Below are 25,221 nucleotides of genomic sequence, written 5' to 3'. Positions count from 1 at the left end.
GAGGACCTCGTGGTGACAAGACCGGCGGTGGCGGAGGGCCTGTGGGCGTGGACGCCCGGCCGTGGCCTGGCCCCGGCCCCGGAGGGGACGGCCGAGGGGCGGCTGCTCGTCGCGGACTCGTGGCTGCTGCGCGAGGGCGGGGTGCGGGCCTATGCCCGGCACCGGGAGCGGTTCTCGCGGTCCTGCGGTGAGTGCGGCGGGCCGGAGCCGCGCCGGCTCCTGGCGTTCTGGCGGGACGTGACCGCCGCGCTGCCGCGCACGGGGGCGTGGTTCCCCCGGGTGGAACTCGCGGCGGGGTCCCTGGAGCTGCGGCTGCTGCTGCGGCCCGCTCCGCCGCTGGGCGCGGGGGTGCGCCTCTGGGCGGCGGGCCAGTCCGATCCGCGGACCGTGCCCCGCCGCAAGGGCCCGGACCTGGACACCCTGGCCCGGGTGCGCCGCCGGGCCGCGGTCGAGGGCGCGGAGGAGGCGGTGCTGATCGCCCCCTCGGGCACGGTCCTGGAGTCGGCCACCGCCAGTGTCCTGTGGTGGGAGGACGACATCCTGTGCCTGCCCCCGCCGCGGCTGCCCGTCCTGCCGGGTGTGACGGCCGGGCTGGTGCAGGAGCGGGCGCTGCGCTGCGGGTTCCGGATCGCGCACCGGGAGCGGACCGTGGCCGAGCTGGAGGGCCGTGAGGTGTGGCTGGTGAACGCGCTGCACGGAATTCGGCCCGTGACGGGCTGGATCGGACGGCCGATGCGGGTGCCTCCGGCGGAAAGGGCCGGGGAATGGCGCACCTGGCTGGACGGCGTCATGGAGCCGCTGCCGGCCGACTGAATTGCGGGAGAAACAGCGACGCCGGGCCGAATTCGACCCGGCGGCTTTTCTCTTGCCCTTTTCAGTTTTTCGGGACCATGCGGGTCGCTATCGCGATGCGGTTGTAGGCGTTGATGACGGTGGCCGACCAGATGAGGGCGGCGATCTGGTTCTCGTCGAAGACCCCGGCCGCCTCGGCGTAGACGGCGTCGGGGACGCGGCCGTCGTGGACCAGCGTCACCGCCTCGGTCAACGCCAGGGCGGCGCGCTCGCGTCCGGTGAAGAAGGGCGTCTCCCGCCAGGCGTTCAGGGTGTGGATGCGCTGCTCGGTCTCGCCCTGCTCGCGGGCGTCCCTGGTGTGCATGTCGAGGCAGAACGCACAGCCGTTGATCTGTGAGGCGCGGATCCTGACCAGTTCCAGCAGTTCCGGTTCGAGTTTGGCGTCCTGGGCGGCGGAAACGGCGGCGGTGTGCAGGGAGCCCATTGCGGCGGAGACGTCCGGGGTGATTTTCTTCAGGGCTACGCGGGGCAGGGAGGAATTTTCACTCATGGGGTGACCATATCCGCCGGACGGCAATTCCGAAGGGGAATGCGCGCGATTATCCGGGCAGTACCGCGCACAGCGCGTCCAGCGCTCCCGACCAGGCGTGGTCCGGCGGGGTGCCGTATCCGACGACCAGGGCGTCGACGGGCTCGGCCCGGGCGGCGGGGTGGGTGTACCGGGCGAGTCCGTGGAGCGCGAGGCCCCGCCAGTTCGCCCCCTGGACCACCGACTGCTCGGTGCCGGGCGGCAGCCGCAGCAGGACGTGCAGACCGGCGGCGATGCCGGTGACGCGGGCTCCCGGGGCCCGGGCCGTGACAGCGGCGACCAGGGCGTCCCGGCGGCGCCGGTAGCGCAGGCGGGTCGCGCGGACGTGCCGGTCGTAGGCGCCGGAGGTGAGGAACTCGGCCAGGGTCAGCTGGTCCAGCACCCCGCAGGTGTCGACGCCGCCCTTCGCCGCCGCGACCTCCTCGGCGAGGTCCGGCGGCAGCACCATCCAGGCCAGCCGCAGCCCGGGAGCGAGGGACTTGCTGGTGGTGCCCAGGTGGACGACCCGGTCGGGGTCCAGGCCCTGGAGCGCGCCGACGGGCTGCCGGTCGTAGCGGAACTCACCGTCGTAGTCGTCCTCCAGCACCAGTCCCCCGGTGCGCCGGGCCCAGTCCACGACGGCCGTACGGCGGTCGCGGTGCAGGGGCACGCCCATGGGGAACTGGTGGGCGGGGGTGAGCAGCAGCGCGTCGGCTTTGGACAACCCGCCCGGGTCGGTGCCCAGCCGGTCGAAGGGCAGCGGGGTGGTGTCCAGGCCGGAGGCGGCCAGGATCCTCCAGTGCGCGTCGAGGCCGTACGACTCGCCCGCGACCGTCCGCGCCCCGCGCGCCCGCAGGACCGTGCCGAGCAGCTTCAGGCCGTGCGCGAACCCGGCGCACACCACGATCCGTTCGGGGTCAGCGCGCACGCCCCGGGCCCGGGAGAGGTACCCGGCGAGTGCGGCCCGCAGCTCGGGGCGGCCGCGCGGGTCGCCGTAGTCGAGCGCGTGGTGCGGGGCGGCGGTGAGGGCGCGGCGGGCGGCCTTGAGCCACTCCGCACGCGGGAAGGACGCGAGGTCGGGGCTGCCGGGGCGCAGATCGTAGGCCGGGCGGGCGGGTGCGCGGGGGTGGGGTGCCGTGCCGGACGGCGGGACGACCTCGCGCGCGGCGACCCGGGTGCCCGAGCCCTGCCGGGCGGTGAGCCAGCCCTCGGCGACCAGGTCGGCGTAGGCGTCGGCGACCGTGTTGCGGGCGATGCCCAGGTCGGCGGCAAGGGCGCGGGAGGAGGGCAGCCGGGTGCCGGGGGCCAGCCGGCCGGAGCGCACCGCCTCGCGCAGGGCGTCGGTCAGCCCCCGGCGCAGGCCCGGGCCGGTCGGCTCCACGTGCAGGTCGACGCCCAGAGTGGCCCACTGTTCCGCCATGGAAATGGACCATACCCCTGGGCTGCTTCCTTCCTAGGGTCGAGGGCATGACGACGCACACCGATGACACGACGGGCGTGGAGTACGCCCCCGAGCAGCCCGCCCGCCTGGAGTGGGCCAAGCACGCGCCCGAGGTCTACAAGGCGATGGTCCGGCTGGAGATCGCCGCCCGGCAGGGGCTCGACCACAAGCTGTACGAGCTGGTGAAGATCCGCGCCTCCCAGATCAACCACTGCGCCTTCTGCATCGACATGCACACCAAGGACGCCCTCGCCTCGGGTGAGAGCGTCGAGCGGATCGTGCAGCTGAGCGCCTGGGAGGAGTCGCGGCACTTCTACACCGCGAAGGAGATCGCGGCCCTGGAGCTGACGGAGGCCGTGACGGTCCTGACTGGGGGCACCTCCCAGGCTTTCGGCTCTGGGGGAGGTTTCGTGCCGGACGAGGTGTACGACAACGCCGCGAAGCACTTCGAGGAGGCCGAGCTGGCGCAGGTCATCGCCGCGATCACGGCGATCAACGCCTGGAACCGGTTCGGGGTGACCTGCCGTATGACGCCCGGGTACTACGAGCCGGGGCAGTACAAGTGACGGCTCGGACCCGGCTGCTCGACCCGGCGGTCGGCCGGGCCCTGTCCGCGCTCAGCAAGGTCGCCAAGCAGGGCCTCGGCGACCCGGCCCTGGCCGAACTCGTGGTGATCCGGGCCTCGCAGCTCAACCACTGCGCGTTCTGCCTCGACATGCATCTCACGATCGCCCGCGAGTACGGGGTGAGCGAGAAGCAGCTCGATCTGCTGACCGCGTGGGAGGAGGCCGAGAACGTCTTCGACGAGCGGGAGCGGGCCGCGCTCGCGCTGACGGAGTCGGTGACCGTGCTGACCGCCGGTTTCGTGCCGGACGAGGTGTACGAGCGGGCCGCCAAGCACTTCGACGAGGTGCGGCTCGCCCATCTGCTCGGGCTGATCGTCGCCATCAACAACTGGAACCGGGTGATGGTCAGCCGCCGTATCGCGCCGGGGGGTTACACGCCATGAGCAAGGTTGATGTGTTCCGTGCCCTGCACCACCACCGGGCGCCCGGTGATCCTCTCGTGCTGCCCGGGCCGTGGGACGCGGCCAGTGCGCGGGTGTTCGCCGAGGCCGGGTTCCCCGCGCTCGCCACGCCCAGCGCCGGGGTCGCCGCCTCGCTCGGCTACGAGGACGGGCAGGTCCCGGCCGACGAGATGTTCGCGGCGGTCGCCCGGATCGCCCGGGCTGTCGACGTACCCGTGTCGGCGGATGTGGAGGGCGGCTACGGGCTCGCGCCGAAGGACCTCGTGGAGCGGCTGCTGGAGGTGGGGGCGGTCGGCTGCAACCTGGAGGACTCCGCGGACGGGGTGCTCAAGGACCCCCGCACGCACGCCGGTTGGCTGGCCGAGGTGCGGGAGGCCGCCGGTGACCGGCTCTTCGTCAACGCGCGCATCGACACCTTCGCCTGCGGAGTGGACGATCCCGGCCCGGCCATCGAGCGGGCCGCGCTGTACGTGGCCGCGGGCGCCGACTGCGTGTACCCGATCGGGGCGCCGCCGGAGGTCCTGCCACTGCTGCGGGCCGGGATCCGGGGTCCGGTCAACGTGGGGGCCCCGGCCGACGGTGGCCCCTCCCCCGCCGAACTCGGCGCGCGAGGGGCCACCCGGATCACCTTCGGGCCGGGACTCCAACGACGGGCCGCCCGGGCCCTGCGGGAGATCGCCGGCCGGCTGGCCCGGTGAACGTCAGGGCAGCCACTTCTTCCACGTGGACTTGTGGCTGTCCACCCACTTCTTCGCCGCGTCCTCCGGCGTCATCTTCTTGTCGGCGATCAGCAGGGAGACCTCGTTCTGGTCCCCGGTCGTCCACTTGAACTTCTTCAGGAACGCCGCCGCCTTGCCGCCGTTCTTCGCGAAGTCCGTGTTGAGGTACTTCTGCAGCGGCGTGTGCGGGTAGGCGCAGGCGACCTTCTCCGGGTCGGCGTCGCAGCCCTCCTTGTACGCCGGCAGCTTCACCTCGGTCATCGGGACCTTCTTGAAGAGCCACTGCGGCGAGTACCAGTAGGTGAGGAAGGGCTTCTTCTCCTTGGCGAACTGCTTCATCTGCGTGATCTGCGCCGCCTCGGACCCGGCGAACACCACCTGGTAGTCCAGCTTCAGGTTCTTCACCAGCGCCTTGTCGTTGGTGACGTAGGACGGCGAACCGTCCATCAGCTGGCCCTTGCTGCCGCTCTCCGGGGTGCGGAAGAGGTCGGCGTACTTGTTGAGGTTCTTCCAGTTCGTGATGTCCGGGTGCTGCTTGGCGAGGTACGTCGGGACGAACCAGCCGATGTGGCCGGTGACGCCGAGTTCGCCGGCGGGCGCGATCGTCTTCTTGTCCTTGACGTACCGCTGCTCCTGCTCCGGGTGGCCCCAGTCCTCCAGGAGCGCGTCGACGCGGCCCTGGCTGAGCGCGTCCCAGGCGGGCACCTCGTCGACCTGGACGGTGTCGACGCGGTAGCCGAGCTCGTGCTCCAGGAGGTACTGGGCGACGGCCACGTTGGACTGGGCGCCCACCCAGGACTGCACGGACAGGGTCACGGTCTTGGCGCCCTGTGCGTTGGCGAAGGGCGAGGCCTGCTTGGTCATGTCGGCGGCACCGCAGCCGGTGAGCAGCGCAAGGGAGCTCACCGCGGCTGCTATCGCAGTAGTACGGACGCGCATGTCAGGCTCCCTTCTTCGCGCGGCGTTCGGTGGGCTGGGTCACCCGGTCGAGCATCAGGCCGAGGCAGACGATCGCCGCGCCGGCCACCAGACCGGTCGCCAGGTCGCCCTGGGCGAGGCCGAAGACGACGTCGTAGCCGAGGGCGCCACCGCCGACGAGGCCGCCGATGACGACGACGGCGAGGACCAGGACGAGGCCCTGGTTGACGGCGAGCAGCAGCGCCGGGCGGGCCAGCGGGAGCTGCACCTGCTTCAGCTGCTGCCAGCTGGTCGCGCCGAGCGAGCCGGAGGCCTCCATGGCGGCCGGGTCGACCTGGCGCAGGCCCTGGGTGGTGATGCGGACGACGGCCGGCAGCGCGTAGACGATCGCCGCGGCGACGGCCGGGGCGCGGCCGACGCCGAACAGGGCGACGACCGGGATCAGGTAGACGAACTGCGGCATCGTCTGGAACACGTCGAGGACCGGGCGCAGCGCCCGCTCCAGGCGGTCGCTGCGGGCCGCGGCGATGCCGACGGCGAAGCCGACGACGAGGGTGACGGCGACGGCCGCGAGGACCTGGGAGAGGGTGTCCAGGGACGGCTTCCAGACGCCGAGGACGCCGATCGCGGCCATGGCGAGGACGGCGGTGAGCGCGGTGCGCCAGGTGCCGATCACCCAGGCGAGGGCGGCGACGATCAGCAGCACCGACCACCAGGGCAGCCCCTGCAGGCCGTCGCGCATCGGGTCGAGGACCCAGGTGGTGAAGTGTCCGGCCCAGTCGGCGGTGCCGCCGATGACGGGGACGCCCGAGTACAGGTGCGCGGTCATCCAGTCCACCGCGCGGTTGACGGGCTCGGCGATGCCGACGACCCAGGGGTCGGGCCAGTCGAGGCGGCCCACGAGCCGCCCGGCGACCGCCACGGCGACGACGCCGGCGAGGACGTAGAGCCAGCCGAGGCCGCTGCGGGGCTCCGGGTCGGCGCCGAGCCGCTCCCCGGCCGCTGCCGTGACGCGGTCCAGGACGACCGCCAGCAGCACGATCGGGATACCGGCGGCGAGCGCGGCACCGACGTCGACGGAGGCCAGCGCCTGGTAGACGCGGTCACCGAGACCGCCCGCGCCGATGACGGCGGCGATGACGGCCATGGACAGCGCCATCATGATCGTCTGGTTGAGGCCGAGGAGGAGTTCCTTGCGGGCCAGCGGGATGCGGGCCGTCAGCAGGCGCTGGCGTGCGGTGGAGCCGAGCGACTCGACGGCTTCCAGCACCTCCTTGTCGGCACCGCGCAGCCCGAGCGAGGTCAGGCGGGCCATGGGCGGGGCGGCGTAGACGACGGTGGCCAGGACGGCCGCCGGGACGCCGATGCCGAAGACCAGCACGACCGGCAGCAGGTAGGCGAAGGCGGGCAGCACCTGCATGGTGTCCAGGACCGGGCGCAGCACGCGGTCCATGCGGTCGGACAGTCCGGAGGCGAGCCCGAGCAGCATGCCCACCACGACCGACGCGAGGACCGCGGCGACCATCAGGGCGAGCGTCTGCATGGTCGGCACCCACATGCCGAGCAGCCCGCAGGCGAGGAACGCGGCGGCCGTGCCGAGGGCCAGCCGCACGCCCGCCACCCGCCAGGCGACCAGCGCGCCGAGGGCCGTGACGCCCGCCCAGCCGATGGCCAGGAGGGTGAGGTAGACGGCCCGTACGGCGATGACGACGACGTTGCTGACGTGGCCGAAGAAGTACAGGAACAGCGGGTGGCTGTCGCGGTTGTCGATGATCCAGTCGCTGGTCTTGGCTAGCGGCTCGGAGAGGTCCACCGTCAGCCCGCTCGGCCAGGCGCCGCTGGCCCAGCGGGCGTTGGCCAGCGGAACGAGGATCACGGCGGCGAGGGCCAGCAGAAGAAGCTTCTGGACGGCACGGTTCTTCAGCAGCCCGGGCAGGCCGAGGCGCGGCGGGGACGCGGTGATGGTCGCCATCACACCGCCTCCTTGGGCTGCTTCGTCCCCGGTGGAGCGGTCTGCTCCGTGCCGGCGACGACGCCGAGAAGGGTGTCGGAGTCGACCACGCCCACGCACCGGCCCTTGTCGACGACCCGGGCCGGGGCGCCGGCGCGGGCGACCGCCTCGATCGCCTCGGACACCGTCGCGTCGGGCCGCACCGCCGGTCCGCTGCCGTCCTGGTCCGCCGAGGGGCGGCGCATGGCCGAGCGGACGGTGAGGACCTGCTCGCGCGGGACGTCCCGGACGAACTCGCGGACGTAGTCGTCGGCCGGCGAGCCCACGATCTCCTCGGGCGTGCCGAGCTGCACGACCCGGCCGTCGCGCATCAGAGCGATGCGGTCGCCCAGCTTGAGGGCCTCCTGGAGGTCGTGCGTGATGAAGACCATCGTGCGGCCCTCCTCGTGGTGCAGCCGGATCACCTCCTCCTGCATGTCGCGCCGGATGAGCGGGTCGAGCGCGCTGAACGGCTCGTCGAAGAGCAGGACCTCGGGGTCGACGGCGAGAGCGCGGGCGAGGCCCACGCGCTGCTGCTGACCGCCGGAGAGCTGGCCGGGGCGGCGGTGCTCCATGCCTTCGAGGCCGACCTTGGCGACGACCTCGGCGGCCCGTTCGCGCCGCTCGGCCTTGCCCATGCCCTGGATCTCCAGGCCGTAGGCGACGTTGTCGAGGACGGTGCGGTGCGGGAGCAGGCCGAAGTGCTGGAAGACCATCGCGGCGCGGTGGCGGCGCAGTTCGCGCAGCCGGGAGCGGTCCATGGCGCGGACGTCCTCGCCGTCGATGGCGATGGTGCCGGCCGTCGGCTCGATCAGCCGGGTCAGACAGCGCACCAGCGTGGACTTGCCGGAGCCGGACAGGCCCATGACGACGAAGACCTCGCCCTTGCGCACGTCGAAGCTGACGTCCCGGACGGCGGCCGTGCAGCCGGTGCGGGAGCGCAGCTCGGCGGGGTCGAGGGCGGTGAGCTCGGGGTCGGCGGGAACGCGGCCGGCCTTGGGGCCGAACACCTTCCACAGGCCCTCCACCGAGAAGACGGGGGTGGTGTCCATGGTCTGCTCCGTGGGGGGTTCGAGGATCGCGGTCATCGGGAACCACCACCGATCAGCTCGGCGGCCTTCTCCCCGACCATGAGCACTCCGATCATCGGATTGACGGTGGTCATCGTGGGGAACACGGAGGCGTCGGCGATGCGGATGCCCTCCAGGCCGCGGACGCGCAGCTCCGGGTCGACGACGGCCTGCCGGTCGTCGGCGGCGCCCATCTTGCAGGTGCCGGCCGGGTGGTAGACGGTGTGCGCGACCTTGCGGGCGTACTCGCCGAGCTCCTCGTCACCGGTGACGTCCGGGCCGGGGGCCACCTCGCGCTTGAGCCAGCCGGCCAGGGGCTCGGTCTTGGCGATCTCACGGGCGATCTTGATGCCGTCGACGAGGGTCTTGCCGTCGTAGTCGTCCTCGTCGGTGAAGTAGCGGAAGTCCAGGGCGGGCTTGACCTCGGGGTCGGCGCTGGTGAGGTACAGCCGGCCGCGGCTCCTCGGCTTGGGGATGTTCGGGGTCATGGAGACGCCGAACTCCGGCCGCTGATAGCCCAGTCGCTCCGGGTTGTCCGTGAACGGGATCTGGTAGAAGTGGAACATCAGGTCGGGGTGCGCCAGTTCGGCGTCGCGGCGCACGAACAGGCCCGCGTCGGAGTCCATCGCGGAGTTCTCCGGGATGGGGCCGTTGGTCTCCCAGACGATGACCGACTCGGGGTGGTCGAGCAGGTTCTCGCCGACGCCCGGCAGGTCGTGCGTGACGGGGATGCCGAGCTTCTCCAGGTCGGCCTTGGGGCCGATGCCGGAGTGCATCAGCAGCCGGGGCGAGTCGACGGCGCCGGCGCAGAGCAGGACCTCGCCCCGGGCCTTGACGAGGATCTCCTCGCCGTCCTTGGTCCGCACGTGCACGCCCTCGGCGCGGTTGCCGTCCAGCTGAAGCTTGTACGCCCAGGTCTCCAGCAGGATCGTCAGGTTGGGCCGCGCGTCCATCACCGGGTGCAGGTACGCCACCGACGCCGAGGACCGCTTGTTGTTCTCGGGGTGGTAGGCGAGGTCGAAGAAGCCGACGCCCTCGGTGAACGGCTTCTTGTTGAAGCCGTCGACGCGCGGCACGCCCAGCGCCTCCTGGGCCGCGTCGACGAAGTCGCGGGCGATGGCGTTCCGGTCCTTCTCGTCGACCGGGACGACGTTGTTGAGCAGCCGGGCGAAGTAGGCCTCCATCTGCACCGCGCCCCAGCCCTTGGCGCCGGCGGCCTCCCACTCGTCCCAGTCGGCCGGCAACGGCTTGAAGGCGATCAGGGTGTTGTGCGAGGAGCAGCCGCCCAGGACGCGGGCCCGGCTGTGCCGGATATGCGAGTTTCCGCGTGGCTGTTCGGTGGTCGGGTAGTCGTAGTCGAGCTCGCCGCCGAGCAGGCCCATCCAGCGGCGCAAGGTCAGTACGTCGTCACGGCCGACGTCGCTGGGGCCGCCCTCGATGACGGCGACGGTGACGTCCGGATTCTCGGTCAGGCGGGAGGCGATGACGGAACCTGCGGTTCCGCCGCCTATCACGACATAGTCGTACTCATGACTGGTGTGGGACATGGCGTGCTTGCTCCAGTGGGGATGAAGTGAACGGGCTCGGGGGAGGACGGGGACCTCAGCCCGGGATGTGGGGGTCAGCCCGGGATGGGTGGTCGGCGGCCCGGCAGGGGACGGGGTCAGCCCGCGAACCAGCGCACCGGCTTGGGAGCGAGGTTCTGGTAGACGTGCTTGGTCTCCCGGTATTCGGCGAGCCCGGCGGGGCCGAGTTCGCGGCCCACTCCGCTCTTGCCGAAACCGCCCCACTCCGCCTGCGGCAGGTAGGGGTGGAAGTCGTTGATCCAGATGGTGCCGTGGCGCAGCCGCCCGGCCACGCGGCGGGCGCGGCCCGCGTCGGAGGTCCAGACGCCGCCCGCCAGTCCGTATTCGGTGTCGTTGGCGAGGGCGACGGCCTCGTCCTCGGTCCGGAAGGTCTCGACGGTGACGACCGGCCCGAAGACCTCCTCCCGCACGACGCGCATCTCGCGGTGGCAGTGGTCGAGGACGGTCGGCTCGTAGAAGTAGCCGTTCTCCGGACGCTGCGGGGACGGCTCGGGGCGCTTGCCGCCGGAGCGCAGCACGGCCCCTTCCTTGAGGGCGGACTCGACGTACATCTCGACCTTGGCGCGCTGCTGCTCGGAGACGAGCGGGCCGCACTCGACGCCGTCCTCGGTGCCGCGGCCGAGGCGGATCTTCTCGGCGCGCCGGGCGAGTTCGGTGACGAAGCGGTCCCGGACGGACTCCTCGATGATGAGGCGGGCACCGGCCGAGCAGACCTGGCCGCTGTGGATGAAGGCGGCGTTGAGGGCCTGGTCGACGGCGGTGTCGAAGCCCTCATCGGTGGCGCAGGCGTCGGCGAAGACGACGTTGGGGTTCTTGCCGCCGAGTTCGAGGGCGACCTTCTTGACGGTCGGGGCGGCGGCCTCGGCGACCTTGATGCCGCTGACCGTGCCGCCGGTGAAGGAGACCAGGTCGACGTCGGGATGCTCGGACAGGCGTGCGCCGACGGAGTGGCCGGGGCCGGTGACGATGTTGGCGACACCCTCGGGGAGGCCGGCCTCGACGAGCAGGTCGATGACCGCGATCGTCGTCATCGGGGTGATCTCGCTCGGCTTGATGACGAAGGTGTTGCCGGCGGCGAGGGCGGGGGCGATCTTCCAGCTGGCCTGGAGCAGCGGGTAGTTCCAGGGCGTGATCATCCCGCAGACGCCGAGGGGCTCGTGCACGACGACGCTGTGGATGTCGGTCGAGCCCGCGTCCACGACCCGGCCGGGGGCCTCGCCGGCGACCAGGTCGGCGAAGTAGCGGAAGGCGTCGGCGACGCAGTCGATGTCGACACGGCCCTCCTCGACGGTCTTGCCCGCGTCCTGGGCCTCCAGCCGGCCCAGTTCCTCGCGGTCCCGCACGAGCAGGTCGGCGACGCGCCTCAGCAGTGCGGCCCGCTCGGTGACGGGCGTGTGCGGCCACGGGCCCTCGTCGAAGGCGCGCCGGGCTGCGGCGATCGCCAGATCGACGTCCTTCTCGTCACCCTCCGCGACCACGGCGAAGGGCAGGGCGTCCGCGGGGTCGAGGATCTCGCGGGTGGCCCCGGAGGTGGCCGCACGCCACTCTCCTCCCGCATGGATGGTTTCACGCGCCTGAAGTTCGGTACTTTCCGCCATGATCGCTCTTCGCCTTCCGTTCCTGATCAGCGCCCCTGTGTCACATACGTGTCACTAAGAGACCGAGTTCGCCTGCCCGACTCCCCCGGATGCATGCGCGTCCGTGGCCGAAAGTGCGCTGCGTCACGGGAGATGCGGGCAAATCGGAACGAAAGGTACGGAGATATGGCCGTCGGCGTCGGGACACCGGTGGCTTGAAGGCTTCGGGCGGGCCCCCTCCGCCCACCCATCGGTCGACTCGCGCAGCAGATCGGCGCGCCGGGCGTGCCCCTCGACGAGATCGACGAGAAGGCGCCGCACGCCCGGGGAGCGCCCGTCACGGTCGGTGAACGCGGCGAGTCGGCCGGGGGCGCCCCGACGAGCGCCTCGGGCAACCGCGCCCGGGACCGGACGACGGCCTCCGCTCACAGCGCGTACAACCGCCGGCGCTTCGGCCCGGCCCCGGAACGGGGCTGCCGGCCCGTGGAAAGCCCGCAGGCCCCGCACCGGAGAGCCGGTGCGGGGCCTGCGCACGGAGTTCTGTGCGACTCCGGTCAGATGAGGCCGAGGCCGCGGACCGCGTCGCGCTCCTCCTCGAGCTCCTTGACGGAGGCGTCGATCCGGGCGCGGGAGAACTCGTTGATCTCCAGGCCCTGGACGATCTCGTACTTGCCGTCCTTGGTGGTGACGGGGAAGGAGGAGATGAGGCCCTCCGGGACGCCGTAGGAGCCGTCCGACGGGATGCCCATGGAGACCCAGTCGCCGTCGGCGGTGCCGTTGACCCAGGTGTGGACGTGGTCGATGGCGGCGTTGGCGGCGGACGCGGCCGACGAGGCGCCACGGGCCTCGATGATGGCGGCGCCGCGCTTGGCGACGGTCGGGATGAAGTCCTCGGCCAGCCACTTCTCGTCGTTGACGACCTCGGCGGCGTTCTTGCCGGCGACCGTGGCGTGGAAGATGTCGGGGTACTGGGTCGCGGAGTGGTTGCCCCAGATGGTCAGGCGCTTGATGTCGGCGACCGTGGAGCCCGTCTTCTTCGCGAGCTGGGTCAGCGCGCGGTTGTGGTCCAGGCGGGTCATCGCGGTGAACCGCTCGGCCGGTACGTCCGGCGCGGCGGCCTGGGCGATCAGGGCGTTGGTGTTGGCCGGGTTGCCGACGACCAGGACCTTGATGTCGTCCGCGGCGTGGGCGTTGATGGCCTGGCCCTGCGGCTTGAAGATGCCGCCGTTGGCCTCCAGCAGGTCGCCGCGCTCCATGCCCTTGGTGCGGGGGCGGGCGCCGACGAGCAGACCGACGTTGGCGCCGTCGAAGGCGACGTTCGGGTCGTCCGAGATGTCGATGCCCTGCAGGAGCGGGAACGCGCAGTCGTCCAGCTCCATGGCCGTGCCCTCGGCCGCCTTCAGGGCGGGCGTGATCTCCAGCAGGCGCAGCTTCACCGGCACGTCCGCGCCGAGCAGCTGACCGGAGGCGATGCGGAAGAGCAGGGCGTAACCGATCTGGCCGGCCGCGCCGGTGACGGTGACGTTCACGGGAGTGCGGGTCATGGCGTTCTCCGTATGACAGCTGGCGGTGGGGCGGGGTCCCTGCCCCGGACGTTTGATCGATCTCTTGGCGTCAAGAGATCCATCCAGCCGTCAGGCTACCGCGCATCCGGGATCCCGGACGTCCGGGTCGGTGTGGCCCAGCCCACAACCCTTCCCCCTGCCCATACACGAGGCGGCCGCCCGTCCGGGAGAGGAGGACGAAGGCGGCCGCCTGGGGGGATACCGACCATGCCGGACTCCCGTGGGGGTACGGTTCGCGTGCCCCCGATTCCGGCGGCCATTCCACCCCTTCGGAATTTCTTCACAAGGGCCGGGCGGACCGCTCCGCCGTCTAGTCGGTGCAGCCCTGCTGCCCGGCCGTCAGCGTCGCGCAGGCCTTGGCGTCGGCCGCGCTCTTCACGGCCACCATCGGGGTGTAGGCGATGGTGTCCCCGGCCGCGGTGATGCTGCCGGTCTGCTTCGCCTTGCCCGAGCTGATCTGGACCTCGTCACCCTGTGCCGCCTGGGTGATACGTCCCCAGGCCGCCTTGCAGGTCTCGCTGTAGCGGACCTCGACGGCGGTCGTGCCGACGGTCGCGGTCTGGGCCGTGGTCACCAGGTCACCGCTGCACCCCATGGCCTCGGCGTCCTTGCCGGTGCAGCCGTCACCGCTGCACTTCACCCCGGGCGGCAGCTTCGGGTCCGTGCTGACCGCCGGCGAGGGCGACTTGGCACCGCCCTTGGCCTCGTCGTCGCCACCGCCGCCGGTGAGGTAGAACGCACCGGCGATCACCACGAGAACACCCACGACGCCCGCGAGAAAGGTCGCGGTGCGCTTCTTGCCCGCGGAGGCGGAGGGGGCGCGGCGGGTCCCGCCGGCACCACCGGCACTACCACCATCCGGCCGCGCCGGGACGGCGTCCTGCGGTTCGCCGTACGGGTCCGCCCCGACGCCGGGAGTCCAGCCGAGGCCGCCGGACGGCCCGGCGGGGGTTCCCGGACCCGAGCCGGACCGGGATCCCCTGCCGGTGCCGGGTCCGGTGGAGCGCCCGCCCGTCGGCGACGGGCCCTGGTACCCGGCCATTCCCCACGAGTTGACCTCGGGCTCGGCGGCCCGGCCGCTCTCCTCCCGCACACCCGCGCCGGTGGAGTCCTGGACCTCGGGGGCCGTCGGCTGCGGCGGCACGGTCGGGGCCACACCGGCCGGTCCGGCGATGCCCGGCGTGACCGTGGTGCCGCCGCTCCGGCGGGCGGGTTTGCCGCTGCCCGCGGAGGCCGCTCTGCCCTGGCCCGCCGAGGCCGCCTTGCCACCGGCCGAGGGGTCGGTGAAGTCCTGCCCGCCGAACTCCCCGAGCGCGGCGCGCGCCTGGGAGATCCGGATGGCCTCCATCGTCATGTCGTGCCGCATCTCCGAGCGGCTCCAGGCGCGCTCGGCGAGCTCCCACATCGTGGTGAGGTGCACCGGATTGGTGCCGGTGACCTCGGCCAGGGCCACGATCGCGCCCTTCGGCGCGAGCAGCCGGCCGTTCAGGTAACGCTCCCACGACGTCTTGCTGTAACCCGTGCGGTCCGCCACCGACGCGATGCTCAGACCACTGCGGTCCACGAGCCTGCGCAATTGGCTGGTGAACTCCCTGATCTGCGGATCGAGCTCATCCGGCAAGGCCCTCCAACGAGGCATTGCTCCCCCTCTTCCCCCCGGTCGTGCTGATATTTCTCGCGCTGTTCGCCCCGCGCGTGGCGGCCTTGGCCGAGTCCCCGTTCTGGATACCCACAGGGATGCGCCCACTCAGGATCTCAGTTCCCTGGAGGGGGGCGCACAGGAGCATGGTGACCGCGCGCGATACACCCGGGACCGTCCCGATTGTCCCCTGGACCGTCCTGATTGTCCCTGCCAATCCCTGCGGCGCACCACTTTGTGCGATATCGGAAGCGAGACGTACCGGAACCGTCACTTCCGTGCCACAGCGCACTGACAGCCGTTGAACAGGCCGTTCGCCGTGCAGGAGGGTGGGGCGCGTGACGGCGGCCCGTCCTTCCTCGGGGGAGGGGACGGGCCGCCGTCCTCGTCACTCGTTGGTGACCGTGAAGTGCAGGGTGTCCTTCAGGAACGGGATCTGCAGCAACGGATCCGGCTGGGCCATGAGCGCCAGCAGGACGATCACGGTGCCCAGCAGGCCGTAGGTGACGATGTCCGTGAAGCGGGAGCGGACGGCGAGCATGCCGACGTCCGGCAGCAGCCAGCGCATCGCGCCACCGCCCAGCAGGGCGGCGCCGATCAGCAGCGTCCCGAGCCGGAACTGGCCGAACGCGGTGATCAGCAGCCCGAGCCCGGCCAGCCCCAGCACGGCGAGCACGGGCCACTGCCGCGCGGGTGCGGGAGCGTCCCCTGGCGCTGCCCGGCCACCGCCCTCGGGTCGCGCGGTGTCCCGGGTGAACAGCGGGAAGCGCCGGGTGACCCGCCGCGGCCGCCCTTCGGCGTCGGGCGCGCTGATGGGGTCCCGGACGGTGAGGTCCTCGGGCGCCTCGTGCCCGCCCGGCGTCTCGGGCCCCTCCGGCGTCTCGGGCCCGCCAGGCGTCTCGGGCCCGCCCAGGGTCTCGTGCCCGCTCGGGGTCCGGTGCTCAGCCGACACTGCGCTCCGCCGCCTCGACCACGTTGACGAGCAGCTGAGCACGGGTCATCGGGCCGACTCCGCCGGGGTTCGGGGAGATCCAGGCGGCGACCTCGGCGACGTCGGGGTGGACGTCGCCCACGATCTTGCCCTCCGCGCTGCGCGAGACGCCGACGTCGAGGACGGCCGCGCCGGGTTTCACGTCCTCGGCGCGGATCAGATGGGCGGAGCCGGCGGCGGCCACGATGATGTCCGCGCGCTTGAGGTGCGCCGACAGATCACGGGTGCCTGTGTGGCACTGGGTCACGGTCGCGTTCTCGCTGCGGCGGGTGAGCAACAGCGGCATCGGCCGGCCGATGGTCACCCCGCGTCCGACGACGACGACCTCGGCACCCTTGATCTCCACGCCGTAGCGGCGGAGCAGCGTCAGCACGCCGTTCGGGGTGCAGGGCAGCGGGGCGGGCTCGTTGAGGACGAGGCGCCCCAGGTTCATCGGGTGCAGCCCGTCCGCGTCCTTGTCGGGGTCCATCAGCTCGAGGATGCGGTTCTCGTCGATGCCCTTGGGCAGCGGCAGTTGCACGATGTACCCGGTGCAGGCCGGGTCCTCGTTCAGCTCGCGGACGGCCGCCTCGATCTCCTCCTGGGTCGCCGTGGCGGGCAGTTCGCGCTGGATGGAGGCGATGCCCACCTGCGCGCAGTCGCGGTGCTTGCCGGCGACGTACTTCTGGCTGCCGGGGTCTTCCCCGACCAGGATCGTGCCGAGGCCGGGCGTGACGCCCTTCTCCTTCAGCGCCGCCACGCGGGCGGTCAGATCGGACTTGATCGCGGCTGCGGTGGCCTTGCCATCGAGAATCTGGGCGGTCATGACCCCATCCTCGCGGATGACCCCGCCACGGTTCCAATCCGGCCGCAATCCGGGCACCGCGGGGTCCCTCCTCCCGTATCCGCCCATGATCAGCGATGTTGCACTTGCACAACACATCGGGAATGCGGCTGGACAAGCCGGTCAGTGGTGAAGAACGATGACCCGACAAGTGCCGCGGGCAGCTCAACGGGGGGACGGTCGCAATACTGAAGATTTTCCTCCGTGCGGATGTCACGCGTCGTCCCCGCACTCGGACCAACGGAGGAAAGTCCCCCATGAGCTACGGCGACCCGAACAACCCCTACGGCGCCCCCCAGGGGCAGCAGCCGCAGCAGCAGCCGGGCTACGGATACCCGCAGGACCAGGGGCAGGCGCCCGGTTACGGCTACCCGCAGGCTCCTCCGGTCTCCCCCTACGGGGGCCCCGCAGCGCCGACCACGATGGCCGGCTCGGTGAGCGCGGCCCGCGTGATGATGTGGGTCATCGTCGGTCTGCAGGTCGTGGGCGTGGCCATCTTCGCCTTCGCCGCCGCGGCCCTCAACGCCGCGAAGGACGACGAGTCCCTCAAGGACAACACCGCCTTCCAGGACCTGGTCGGTGACTCGACCGGCGTGATCTGGGGCTACGTGGTGTTCGGCCTGGCCTGGCTGGTGTTCGCGGCCGTCCTGGCGACGAAGTTCAAGAACGGCGGCAACGGCGCCCGGATCACCATCCTGGTCTTCGCCATCATCACGGCCGTCCTCGGCATCTACCCCTTCGTCGTCGTGGGCCTGGTGCACACCGTCCTCGCCATCCTGGTGGCCGTCTTCGTCGGCAACGCCAATGGCAAGGCCTGGTTCAACCGCCCCCGCTACTGAACGGGCCCGGTCGACCGGACCGGTTCACGCCAATCACCGCCAAGGGCCGTGTCTTACCCGAACGAGGGGGGCACGGCCCTGGCGCGTCGCCCTGGTCGAGGACGGCACCCCGGCGAGACGGTCCCTCAACCGCCCTTCCCGCCCCCGAGTCCATCCCGGCGATGGGCCGCTACCTGTGCTGGATCGCCCCGCGCCCGCACGAGGACCTGCCGGGTGACCGGCGGGTCCCGACCGCCGCGTACCGCAGGTCGTACCGGACGGTGAACGCGGCGTGCGGCGTGCTCTCACAAAGCTTTCACAGACGCGCCGTATCAGGCGCGATGCTTCGTACTCGTTCGAAAACGTCCCATACCCTGCCCCTCGTCGGACTGGGGGCTGCGCCCCCTGGCGTCACAGGAGGAGGGGGACTACTCCATGTACAGCGTCATCGTCGTACCACCGATGTGCGGCAGCGCGGAGGGGCAGGTCAGGATCGCCGCGGGCGAACGGCTGACGTTCGGCAGGGCCGGGGCGGACGGCGCACTCGCCATCGACCACGCAGGGGTGCCCCGGGTCGCCGGGGAGATCACCGCACACCGGTCCTTCTGGCTGCTGAGCAACCTCAGCGAGGACCAGACCTACGTGGTGGAGAACCCGGAGGGCGCCGGAGAGCACCTCAAGATCGCGCCCGGCCGTACGGAAGCCCCGGTACCGTTCGAGTTCTCGCGGGTGGTGCTGCCCGCCGCGGGAGACCTGCTCACCTTCGACGTCTGGGCGCCACGCCACGCCTTCCGCAGCACCGACCGCCGGGGGCTCCCCGGCGCCGCCACGGCACCGGCGTTCGCTCTGGACCGCACCAGCCGGTATTTCGCGGTGCTGGCCGCCCTGTGCGAGCCCCGGCTGCGCGGGGAACCGCACGCGCCGCTTCCGGCGGTGGAGCAGTTGGTGGAGCGGTTGCACCCCGTCTGGCCGACGGTCAGCCGCTCGTCCGTCTACTGGAACATCGACTACCTGGCCCTCAAGCTCCGGCTGCGCCCCGGCCCCGACACCGCCACGCCCGGCCTGCGCGTCAACGGCAAGAAGGAGTCGCTGGTCTCGCTCGCGCTCCGCTTCGACCTGGTCCGCGAGGACGACCTGGTGGTGCTGGCCGCCCCGGCCGGGGAGATGGTCCGGTGACCGGCCGGTCGTACGCCGTCCCCGTCCCGAAGGGCTACCGGGTCGGCCCGTGGGAGGTGCGCGAGGCTCTGGCCTCCGGCGCGTTCGCCACGGTGTACGCGGCGCGGCGCGTCGGGGAAGGGGACCCTGAGACGCCCGGCCGGGCCGCCCTGAAGTTCCTGCCCACCGGCACCCGCACACCTCGCCAGCTGCGGCACATGCGCGAACTCGCCGAGCGGGAGGTGGACTTGCTGGGCCGCCTGCGCGCACCCCGGCTGATCCGCATGTACGACACCCTGACGGTCGACGATCCGGGGCACCCGGAGCTGGACGGCGCCACCGTGCTCGTGCTGGAGCAGGCCGAGGGCTCCCTGGACGTCGTACTGGAACACGAGCCGACGCCGGAGTCGGGCCCCGCCCTGCTGGCCCAGATCTGCGAGGGCCTGCACCAGTTGCACCACGCGGGCTGGGTGCACGGCGACCTGAAACCCGCCAACGTGCTGCTGCTGAAGGACGGTTCGGTACGACTGGCCGACTTCAACATGGCCGCCGAGCTGGAGGGCACCCACGCCTACACGCCCGCGTTCGCCACGCCCGACTACACCGCGCCGGAGCTGCTGTGGCCCGAGATCGACGAGCGGGGCACCCGCATCCGCCCCTCCGCCGACGTCTGGGCCTTCGGCGTCCTCGCCCATGTCGCCCTCACGGGCTCCTTCCCGCTGCCGGGCGGAAGCACGGAGGCACGAACCGACGCCGCGACGCGCTACGCCCGGGGTGCCGAGGAGTTACGCCTGTCCCCCGAACTCCCCGAGGCCTGGCGGGAGATCGTCCGGGACTGCCTGGCCCCCACTCATACGGAACGCGCCGCCCGGGTCCCTGACAGCGGTGCGCTCCTGCGCCGGGTGGAAGACGCGGCCGGGGCCTCCCGCTCCGCCCGTCTGCCGAGGCTGCGGCCCCGGCGGTGGCGGCGTCCGGTGCTGGCCGCGGCACTCGTGGCGACGGCCCTGCTGGGCGCGACGGCGGTGACGTACGCACTGCGCGACGAGCCCCCCGCCGCCGCGGCGCCGCCCAGCTGCGAGAAGCCGGCGGTGTACGAGGACGAGACCTACGGCCGCGGCTACACAGCGGGCTGGAACAGCACCTGGGACTTCACCATCAAGCAGGGTGACGGCGGCAGCCAGGTCCGTGAGGCCCAGTGCCTGCTCCGGCATCTGCACGGCATCACCGAGGTCGGCGAGGTGGACGGCGACTTCGGCCCGATGACACACGGGGCGATCGTCACGTTCCAGAAGCGGGCGAAGCTGGACGCAGACGGAATCGTGGGTCCGAGCACGTGGGAGGCGCTGCGCAAGGACGGGGAGGTGTGACGCACCGCTGGGTCCCGCCCGACGAGAACCCGAGCGGCAACGACACGCCCGGAAAACTGCATGCTTCGGGCAATGAACTCGTGCACGATCAAAGCGAAGATGTCCGCACCGGCGGATGAGGCCAGGACTCGGGGGCTGTGCGTCATCCGCCGGTTCCGCGTGCAGTCCTGTTCCCGACTGTTCCCGACTGTTCCCAACTGTTCCCGACGTTCGTAAGGAAGGTCCCTTCGTGAGACTCACCCGTGCCGCCCTGACCATAGCGGCCACCGCCCTGGCGCCGGCCCTCCTCCTCACCACCCCGGCCTTCGCCGCCGGCACGGCCGTCGGCACGGCCGCCACCGTGACGGCGCCGTCCGACACGGCGGGCGCCACCACGCCGGTGGACGAGATGTCCGACGACGACGTCCGGGTCGCGATCGCACGCATCATCGCCGACCCCGACACCGGCAAGGCCGTCCACGCCGCCGCGCAGGCGGCTCTGGACGGCACCATCGAGGACCAGCGGTACTTCCTGGAGACGGGCCGCTGGATCGCCCAGGCCGAGGACGACCGCGTCGCCGTCGCCCGCATCCTCTTCCTCGCCACGAAGAACGGCGACAAGGCGGTCATCAGGGAGGCCAACGAGGCCCTCGACGCCGGCACCCCGGAAGCCCTGCGCGCCTTCCTCGAAACCGGCTACCGCCTGGCCCAGGCCGAGGACGACCGCGTCGCCGTCGCCCGCATCCTCGCCGACCCGGCCATCAGCGACGCACTGCGCGCGGCGGCGGCGGACGTCATCGACGGTACGCCGGAGGAGTTGAGGTACTTCCTGGAGGTCGGCCGGTACGAGGTGGACGGCTGAGCCGTCGTCCCTTCCTGTAGCCGCCGGGTCTTGCTAAGGGTGAAGCAAGAGCAGGTGCCGAACGGGGGGATGCCGTGCGCTACTGGGCGCTGTTCTGCGCGATCGGCGCTGCCGTCTCGATGCTGGTCGCGTTCCCACGGGCGCGGCGTCAACGCCGGCTGAGAAGACATGGCCGCACGGCGATCGGGATCTGCCGGGGCCACCTCAACCCCGAGGAGGAAGGCGGGCCGATGCGGGTCCGCTGCGGCATCCGGACGTACCCGGAGCAGAAGGGCGAGATCTGGGTCGTCGTCCGGACGCACGACCGCATCCCCCAGGTCGGCGAGCAGTTGCCCTCTGGAGCCTTGGAGTCACGGACGAGACCGCGTGATGCGAACCGTTCCGCGGACCCGTCCAGCCGCTCTGAGAGAACGGGCGCTTCCCGCCGGGGGAAGCGCCCGCGCCGCAGGCCCCGGACGGACGTTACGGCTCGAGAGTCACGACGTTGGCGGAGCTGCAGTTGCAGTCCTTGTGCTCCGACTCCTCAATCTTGTAGATCGGGCTGCGCTTCGTCGCGGTCGAATTGCTGTCGCCCCACTTGCCCCACTTGCCCTGCACCTTGATCCGCACCCACGCGTGGCCCGCGCAATCCCCGTCGGACTCCTTGGTGGTGGTGGCCACGTGATCGGTGACCTTGGCCTTGTACGTGGTGTCGTCGGAGCAGTTCCGCTTCCAGCTATCGCTGTCATCGGCGGTGGCGGGCGCCGCAGCGAGCATCGTCACGCTCATCGCCGCGACAGCCATGGCCGCCCCGTACTTGACTCGGCTCAGTGTCATGGGTCGTCCCCGTTTCCTCTCGACGAGCGGGGCATGGGCAACTACAAGCCCCGTCCGCAGCCTGAGGGACACCCGTCCCCCGCCGTACCTACAACTTTGCAGGTACCGCCGGCCGCCGACCTTGCCCACCATGGCCACGCCACCACGGCAAGGAAGGAAAACGGGGGAAGACATGAAGCACTTCCGCGGATCCCGCACGACGGCGGGGAGCGTCGCCGGCCTGACGCTGCTGTCCGGTCTCGGTCTGGGCATTGTCACAGCGGCACCGGCCGCCGCCTACGCGGGCTACTGCAACGACGGCTACGCATCGGCGTACAGGAAGCTCGTCGGCGACAGCACCTACACGGCGTACCTGCCCGGCTACAAGGCCAACATGGACTGCACGATGGGCAGCGGAGCGCAAAGCGCCTCCGTCGCCATGCTCCAGCGCTCGCTGAACGTCTGCTACAGCGATGACCTGGGCTTCAACCTGAAGGTTGACGGGATCTTCGGCACCAACACCAAGAACGCCCTCGCAGCCGCCCAGCGCGACGAGGGCATCAAGGGCGACGGCATCTACGGCAAGGACAGCCGCACCCACCTGGAGTGGGAGTTCACCAGCAACAGCGCCACGCGCTGCGCCCGGATCTGACACCCGCCCGAGAATCGAACAGCCCAGAAACGAGGAACCCATGAAGGAGTCCCGCGTGCTGCGCGCCAAGGCGGGCGTCGCAGTCGGCGCGATGCTGCTGGCCGGACTCGGGGTGGCCGGTACCGCCACCCAGGCCAACGCCGCCACCTCCTGGTGCAACAAGACGCTCGGCCGTTTCATCGGCGGCGGGAACGGCCATGAGCTGGCCAACATCCCCGCCCGCGGCAGCACCGACAACTGCATCACGGCGGAAGGGGCCTCCGGCTCTCACGTGACCGCGATCCAGAACGCGCTGCGCCATTGCCACAAGCGGACCAAGGTGGAGGTCGACGGCCACTTCGGACCGATCACCGAGGAAGAGCTGGAGATCGTTCAGTCCCGTCTGGGCCTCAAGGACGACGGCGTCTATGGCCCGAAGACCCGCGACAAGCTCAAGTGGCGCAGCACCTCCGGCCACTGCGCCACCCTCCCGTAGCACACCATCGGTCTACACCGAGAGGTACCCATGATCTTCCGACGCACCGTATACGCGGCCGTGGGCGGCCTGATCGCCGCCGGAACGCTGACAGCGACGGCTCCGACCGCATCGGCAGCCACAGGTTGCGACGCGACCACCAAGTCGTGGACGTGCTCCGTGAGCTGGGGGTCCAGCAAGGGCGACTTCACCGGCTCCGGAAGCTCCACCCACGCCAAGGGCTGGGTAAAGGACGACGATGACGATGGCGACTGCGTCCAAATCGTCATCACCTGGTATGGCTCAGGCGGCAAGAAGGACACGGACTACTCGCCCCAGGCGTGCCCCCAGGGCAACAAGGACACCTTCGACAAGATGCCCGGCGACAGCACCCACTGGAGCCCTTCCGCCGTCAAGATCGCGATTCAGAAGGTCTGACGCACCACCTCCACGGCACGGGCAGCCGTGTTCTCGCGCGTCACCGGGGGAGGCGCGCGACCAACCGGCTGCGGCGTCCGTCACGGGCGCCGCAGCCACCCTCTTCCGGCGCATCCGGACCGCTCCCCCACCCGAACCGATAGCCTCGGACCAACTGGCTTGACGCAGGAGCGCGTTGGCAGGACACCGCACTCGGGGGATCGATGACAGACCAGGGGCAGCCCCTGCCGTCGTACACTCCGGCGTCCAGCGACGCCGCCGCCCTGCAGCAGGCCGGCGCGAGTCCGTTACGGTCCAGGGACCCGGGACAGATCGGCCCCTACCTACCCGTCGGCCTCCTCGGCACCGGCGGCATGGGCCGCGTCTACCTCGCCCGCCCCGCCGACGACACCCCCGGGCTCGCCGCCGTCAAGGTGATCCGCCCCGAGTACGCCGACGACCCCCGGTTCCGGCGGCGTTTCGAGCGGGAGGCATCGCTGCACGGCCGAGTGAGTACCGCGCGGGCGCCGCAGTTGCTCGGCACCGGATTCGACGACTCCTTGCTGTGGATGGCGACGCAGTATCTGCCCGGCCTCAACCTCGCCGACGCCGTCCGCGAGTGCGGCCCGCTGGAAGTCGCCGGGGTGTGGCGGCTGGTCTCCGATCTGGGGCAAGCCCTGTCGGCACTGGCCGACGCCGGTATCGTCCACCGGGACCTCAAGCCGTCCAACGTGGTCCTTTCCCAGCAGGGCGCGCACGTCATCGACTTCGGCATCGCGCAGGCCACCGACAGCAGCGCGATCACCTCGTCGGGGAGCCGGGTCGGCACGCCCGCCTTCATGGCGCCCGAGCATCTGCGCGAGGGCCGCTGCGACACCGCCTCCGATGTCTTCTCCCTCGCGGGGAGCCTGATCTACGCCGCCACCGGGCACGCTCCCTTCGGTGACGGGACGGGTGTCGACGTGATGCACCGCGTCGCGTTCGAGGATCCCAAACCCGGCGTCATGGCCGGACTCGAGGCCCGGGACGCCGAACTGGCCGCGCTGCTGTCCGCCTGCCTCTCCAAGGATCCCGCCGGCCGCCCCACCCCACGGCAGCTGACCGAGGCCGCCGAAGCCGCCGCGGCCGTCGGGGGTCACCCCTGCCCCTCCTGGCACGAGCCGCTGGCCGGCCGGCTGCTCGCCCGGCGGCAGGCCTGCGACGTACTGGAACGTTCGGTCGCGCAGGAGGCCGTTCACGAGACCGGCCGGTTACGTACGCCGGCGCAGGGCTCGGCCGTCCCTGCCACCGGCCCCGCGCAGGGTCCCGCCCGCGAGAGCGGCGCCGGGCGCGGGAAGCGGAAGGTGCATCTCGCCCTTGCCGCCGGTCTCGCCGTGTGCGCTGTCGTTGCAGGAACCTTCTTCCTGACCCGTCCGTCCGTCGGCGGAACCGCCTCGGCCGCGCCGACAGCGGCCGGCGGCACCGCCCGCGACGGCGCTCGGACCTCCCCGGTCCCCGGTTCCTCCGCCTCACCCACCGGCGCCAAAGACAAGGAGAAGGCGAAGGAGGAGGGCGGGCAGGAGAAGGCAGCCGCCTCGGGGACGGGAGCGGACGAGACGTCACCCGACCCGAGGACAACCGGAGACGAAGCCACTCCCACCGCAACCCCGGAGAACGGCGAGGGCGGCGGCAGAGACGTTGACGGGGGCGTCTCCCCGACCGCCTCACCCACCAAGACGGCCACCACGCCCGCCGGCCCTGTCTGGAACTCGCGGTGCACGTACTACTCCGGCACCGAGCTCACCGCCCGCGGCGACAAGGGGCAGCGCGTGGTCCAGGTGCAGTGCATGCTCACCCAGCGCGGCTTCAAGGTCGGCGACGCGGGAGTGGACGGACAGTTCGGCGGCGCCACGCAGGCCGCCGTCAAGAAGTTCCAGAGGGCCAAGGGCCTCTCCGCGGACGGCGAGGTGGGACCCGACACCTGGGCGGCGCTGCGCAGTTCGACGTAGGTGCCGATCCGGCGCGGCGCCGCCCGGG

At 71.7% G+C, this 25,221-nt stretch carries 25 protein-coding genes and 1 pseudogene; 14 read left to right on the top strand and 12 right to left on the bottom strand.

From position 1 onward, the window contains the following. The first annotated feature begins 12 nt into the window (after positions 1-12). Entirely contained in the window at positions 13-813 is an 801-nt protein-coding gene (locus tag CEB94_RS25015; RefSeq protein ID WP_175437144.1) for an aminotransferase class IV, read from the top strand. A gap of 61 nt (positions 814-874) precedes the next feature. On the opposite strand, the gene CEB94_RS25010 is transcribed toward CEB94_RS25015, so the two are convergent. Both CEB94_RS25010 and pdxR read right to left on the bottom strand, forming a co-directional pair. Next, a complete protein-coding gene (locus CEB94_RS25010) occupies positions 875-1,342 on the bottom strand; it encodes a carboxymuconolactone decarboxylase family protein (protein ID WP_175434329.1) in 468 nt (155 codons plus the stop codon). A 49-nt stretch (positions 1,343-1,391) separates the two neighbouring features. Then, the gene (pdxR, locus tag CEB94_RS25005; protein ID WP_175434328.1) at positions 1,392-2,780 is read right to left on the bottom strand and encodes a MocR-like pyridoxine biosynthesis transcription factor PdxR; all 1,389 of its coding nucleotides are present in this window, start codon (positions 2,778-2,780) and stop codon (positions 1,392-1,394) included. A 47-nt stretch (positions 2,781-2,827) separates the two neighbouring features. Between pdxR and CEB94_RS25000 the strand changes: the two genes are divergently transcribed. From CEB94_RS25000 to CEB94_RS24990, 3 genes are read left to right on the top strand one after another with little or no spacing between them, the layout of a single operon-like run. Further along, on the top strand, positions 2,828-3,367 hold the full coding sequence (locus tag CEB94_RS25000) for a carboxymuconolactone decarboxylase family protein (protein WP_175434327.1): 540 nt from the start codon (positions 2,828-2,830) through the stop codon (positions 3,365-3,367). Further along, the gene (locus tag CEB94_RS24995; RefSeq protein WP_175434326.1) at positions 3,364-3,810 is read left to right on the top strand and encodes a carboxymuconolactone decarboxylase family protein; all 447 of its coding nucleotides are present in this window, start codon (positions 3,364-3,366) and stop codon (positions 3,808-3,810) included. Before CEB94_RS25000 ends, CEB94_RS24995 begins: the two co-directional genes overlap by 4 nt. Then, complete coding sequence (locus CEB94_RS24990) at positions 3,807-4,526, top strand: isocitrate lyase/PEP mutase family protein (RefSeq protein WP_175434325.1); 720 nt, start codon at positions 3,807-3,809, stop codon at positions 4,524-4,526. The genes CEB94_RS24995 and CEB94_RS24990 overlap by 4 nt, the downstream gene beginning before the upstream one ends. A 3-nt stretch (positions 4,527-4,529) precedes the next feature. On the opposite strand, the gene CEB94_RS24985 is transcribed toward CEB94_RS24990, so the two are convergent. The 9 genes from CEB94_RS24985 to CEB94_RS24945 all read right to left on the bottom strand — a co-directional run bounded on the left by CEB94_RS24985 (position 4,530) and on the right by CEB94_RS24945 (position 16,688). Beyond that, positions 4,530-5,486 (bottom strand): ABC transporter substrate-binding protein, encoded by a 957-nt coding sequence (locus CEB94_RS24985; protein WP_175434324.1) that lies wholly within the window; start codon positions 5,484-5,486, stop codon positions 4,530-4,532. Position 5,487: 1 nt separating this feature from the next. After that, positions 5,488-7,437 (bottom strand): ABC transporter permease, encoded by a 1,950-nt coding sequence (locus CEB94_RS24980; protein ID WP_175434323.1) that lies wholly within the window; start codon positions 7,435-7,437, stop codon positions 5,488-5,490. After that, entirely contained in the window at positions 7,437-8,543 is a 1,107-nt protein-coding gene (locus tag CEB94_RS24975) for a quaternary amine ABC transporter ATP-binding protein (protein ID WP_175434322.1), read from the bottom strand. The genes CEB94_RS24980 and CEB94_RS24975 overlap by 1 nt, the downstream gene beginning before the upstream one ends. Further along, positions 8,540-10,072, bottom strand: coding sequence for a GMC family oxidoreductase (locus CEB94_RS24970; RefSeq protein WP_175434321.1), 1,533 nt, complete (start codon positions 10,070-10,072; stop codon positions 8,540-8,542). Before CEB94_RS24970 ends, CEB94_RS24975 begins: the two co-directional genes overlap by 4 nt. Before the next feature lie 116 nt (positions 10,073-10,188). After that, on the bottom strand, positions 10,189-11,709 hold the full coding sequence (locus CEB94_RS24965) for an aldehyde dehydrogenase family protein (protein WP_175434320.1): 1,521 nt from the start codon (positions 11,707-11,709) through the stop codon (positions 10,189-10,191). A gap of 533 nt (positions 11,710-12,242) precedes the next feature. Then, a complete protein-coding gene (locus tag CEB94_RS24960) occupies positions 12,243-13,232 on the bottom strand; it encodes a malate dehydrogenase (protein ID WP_175434319.1) in 990 nt (329 codons plus the stop codon). Positions 13,233-13,563: 331 nt separating this feature from the next. Further along, complete coding sequence (locus CEB94_RS24955) at positions 13,564-14,892, bottom strand: helix-turn-helix domain-containing protein (protein ID WP_175434318.1); 1,329 nt, start codon at positions 14,890-14,892, stop codon at positions 13,564-13,566. Between the two features lie 388 nt (positions 14,893-15,280). Next, on the bottom strand, positions 15,281-15,706 hold the full coding sequence (locus CEB94_RS24950) for a DUF3017 domain-containing protein (protein WP_342790433.1): 426 nt from the start codon (positions 15,704-15,706) through the stop codon (positions 15,281-15,283). A gap of 127 nt (positions 15,707-15,833) precedes the next feature. Next, entirely contained in the window at positions 15,834-16,688 is an 855-nt protein-coding gene (locus CEB94_RS24945) for a bifunctional methylenetetrahydrofolate dehydrogenase/methenyltetrahydrofolate cyclohydrolase (RefSeq protein ID WP_097219458.1), read from the bottom strand. Between the two features lie 275 nt (positions 16,689-16,963). Between CEB94_RS24945 and CEB94_RS24940 the strand changes: the two genes are divergently transcribed. The 6 genes and pseudogenes from CEB94_RS24940 to CEB94_RS24925 all read left to right on the top strand — a co-directional run bounded on the left by CEB94_RS24940 (position 16,964) and on the right by CEB94_RS24925 (position 20,887). Then, on the top strand, positions 16,964-17,545 hold the full coding sequence (locus tag CEB94_RS24940) for a hypothetical protein (protein WP_175434317.1): 582 nt from the start codon (positions 16,964-16,966) through the stop codon (positions 17,543-17,545). Positions 17,546-17,653: 108 nt separating this feature from the next. Continuing rightward, positions 17,654-17,826: pseudogene (locus tag CEB94_RS41055) on the top strand (protein kinase); the annotation flags it as partial. A gap of 133 nt (positions 17,827-17,959) precedes the next feature. Beyond that, positions 17,960-18,700, top strand: a complete 741-nt coding sequence (locus CEB94_RS24935; RefSeq protein ID WP_175434316.1) for an FHA domain-containing protein — start codon at positions 17,960-17,962, stop codon at positions 18,698-18,700. Next, positions 18,697-20,046, top strand: coding sequence for a serine/threonine-protein kinase (locus CEB94_RS24930; RefSeq protein ID WP_175434315.1), 1,350 nt, complete (start codon positions 18,697-18,699; stop codon positions 20,044-20,046). Before CEB94_RS24935 ends, CEB94_RS24930 begins: the two co-directional genes overlap by 4 nt. Then, on the top strand, positions 20,043-20,165 hold the full coding sequence (locus tag CEB94_RS41740; RefSeq protein ID WP_281292519.1) for a hypothetical protein: 123 nt from the start codon (positions 20,043-20,045) through the stop codon (positions 20,163-20,165). Before CEB94_RS24930 ends, CEB94_RS41740 begins: the two co-directional genes overlap by 4 nt. Positions 20,166-20,275: 110 nt before the next feature. After that, positions 20,276-20,887 (top strand): ALF repeat-containing protein, encoded by a 612-nt coding sequence (locus CEB94_RS24925; RefSeq protein WP_175434314.1) that lies wholly within the window; start codon positions 20,276-20,278, stop codon positions 20,885-20,887. A 462-nt stretch (positions 20,888-21,349) separates the two neighbouring features. Here the strand turns inward: CEB94_RS24925 and CEB94_RS24920 are convergent, their stop codons facing one another. Further along, on the bottom strand, positions 21,350-21,703 hold the full coding sequence (locus tag CEB94_RS24920; protein WP_175434313.1) for a hypothetical protein: 354 nt from the start codon (positions 21,701-21,703) through the stop codon (positions 21,350-21,352). A 172-nt stretch (positions 21,704-21,875) separates the two neighbouring features. On the opposite strand from CEB94_RS24920, the gene CEB94_RS24915 reads away from it, so the two are divergent. The 4 genes from CEB94_RS24915 to CEB94_RS24900 all read left to right on the top strand — a co-directional run bounded on the left by CEB94_RS24915 (position 21,876) and on the right by CEB94_RS24900 (position 25,193). After that, positions 21,876-22,334 carry a peptidoglycan-binding domain-containing protein gene (locus tag CEB94_RS24915; protein ID WP_175434312.1) on the top strand — a complete coding sequence of 153 codons (459 nt, stop codon included), beginning with the start codon at positions 21,876-21,878 and terminating at the stop codon, positions 22,332-22,334. 40 nt (positions 22,335-22,374) lie between these two features. After that, positions 22,375-22,809: a peptidoglycan-binding domain-containing protein gene (locus CEB94_RS24910; RefSeq protein WP_175434311.1), complete on the top strand. Its 435-nt coding sequence runs from the start codon at positions 22,375-22,377 to the stop codon at positions 22,807-22,809. A 30-nt stretch (positions 22,810-22,839) separates the two neighbouring features. After that, positions 22,840-23,226: a hypothetical protein gene (locus CEB94_RS24905; protein ID WP_175434310.1), complete on the top strand. Its 387-nt coding sequence runs from the start codon at positions 22,840-22,842 to the stop codon at positions 23,224-23,226. Positions 23,227-23,429: 203 nt separating this feature from the next. Further along, the gene (locus tag CEB94_RS24900; RefSeq protein ID WP_175434309.1) at positions 23,430-25,193 is read left to right on the top strand and encodes a serine/threonine-protein kinase; all 1,764 of its coding nucleotides are present in this window, start codon (positions 23,430-23,432) and stop codon (positions 25,191-25,193) included. The last annotated feature ends 28 nt before the right edge of the window (positions 25,194-25,221 follow it).

It is taken from the genome of Streptomyces hawaiiensis (assembly GCF_004803895.1).
In the GTDB taxonomy this organism is placed as follows: domain Bacteria; phylum Actinomycetota; class Actinomycetes; order Streptomycetales; family Streptomycetaceae; genus Streptomyces; species Streptomyces hawaiiensis.
The sequence above is the reverse complement of the archived record's forward strand: the minus strand, read 5'-3'. Positions and strand labels throughout refer to the sequence as shown.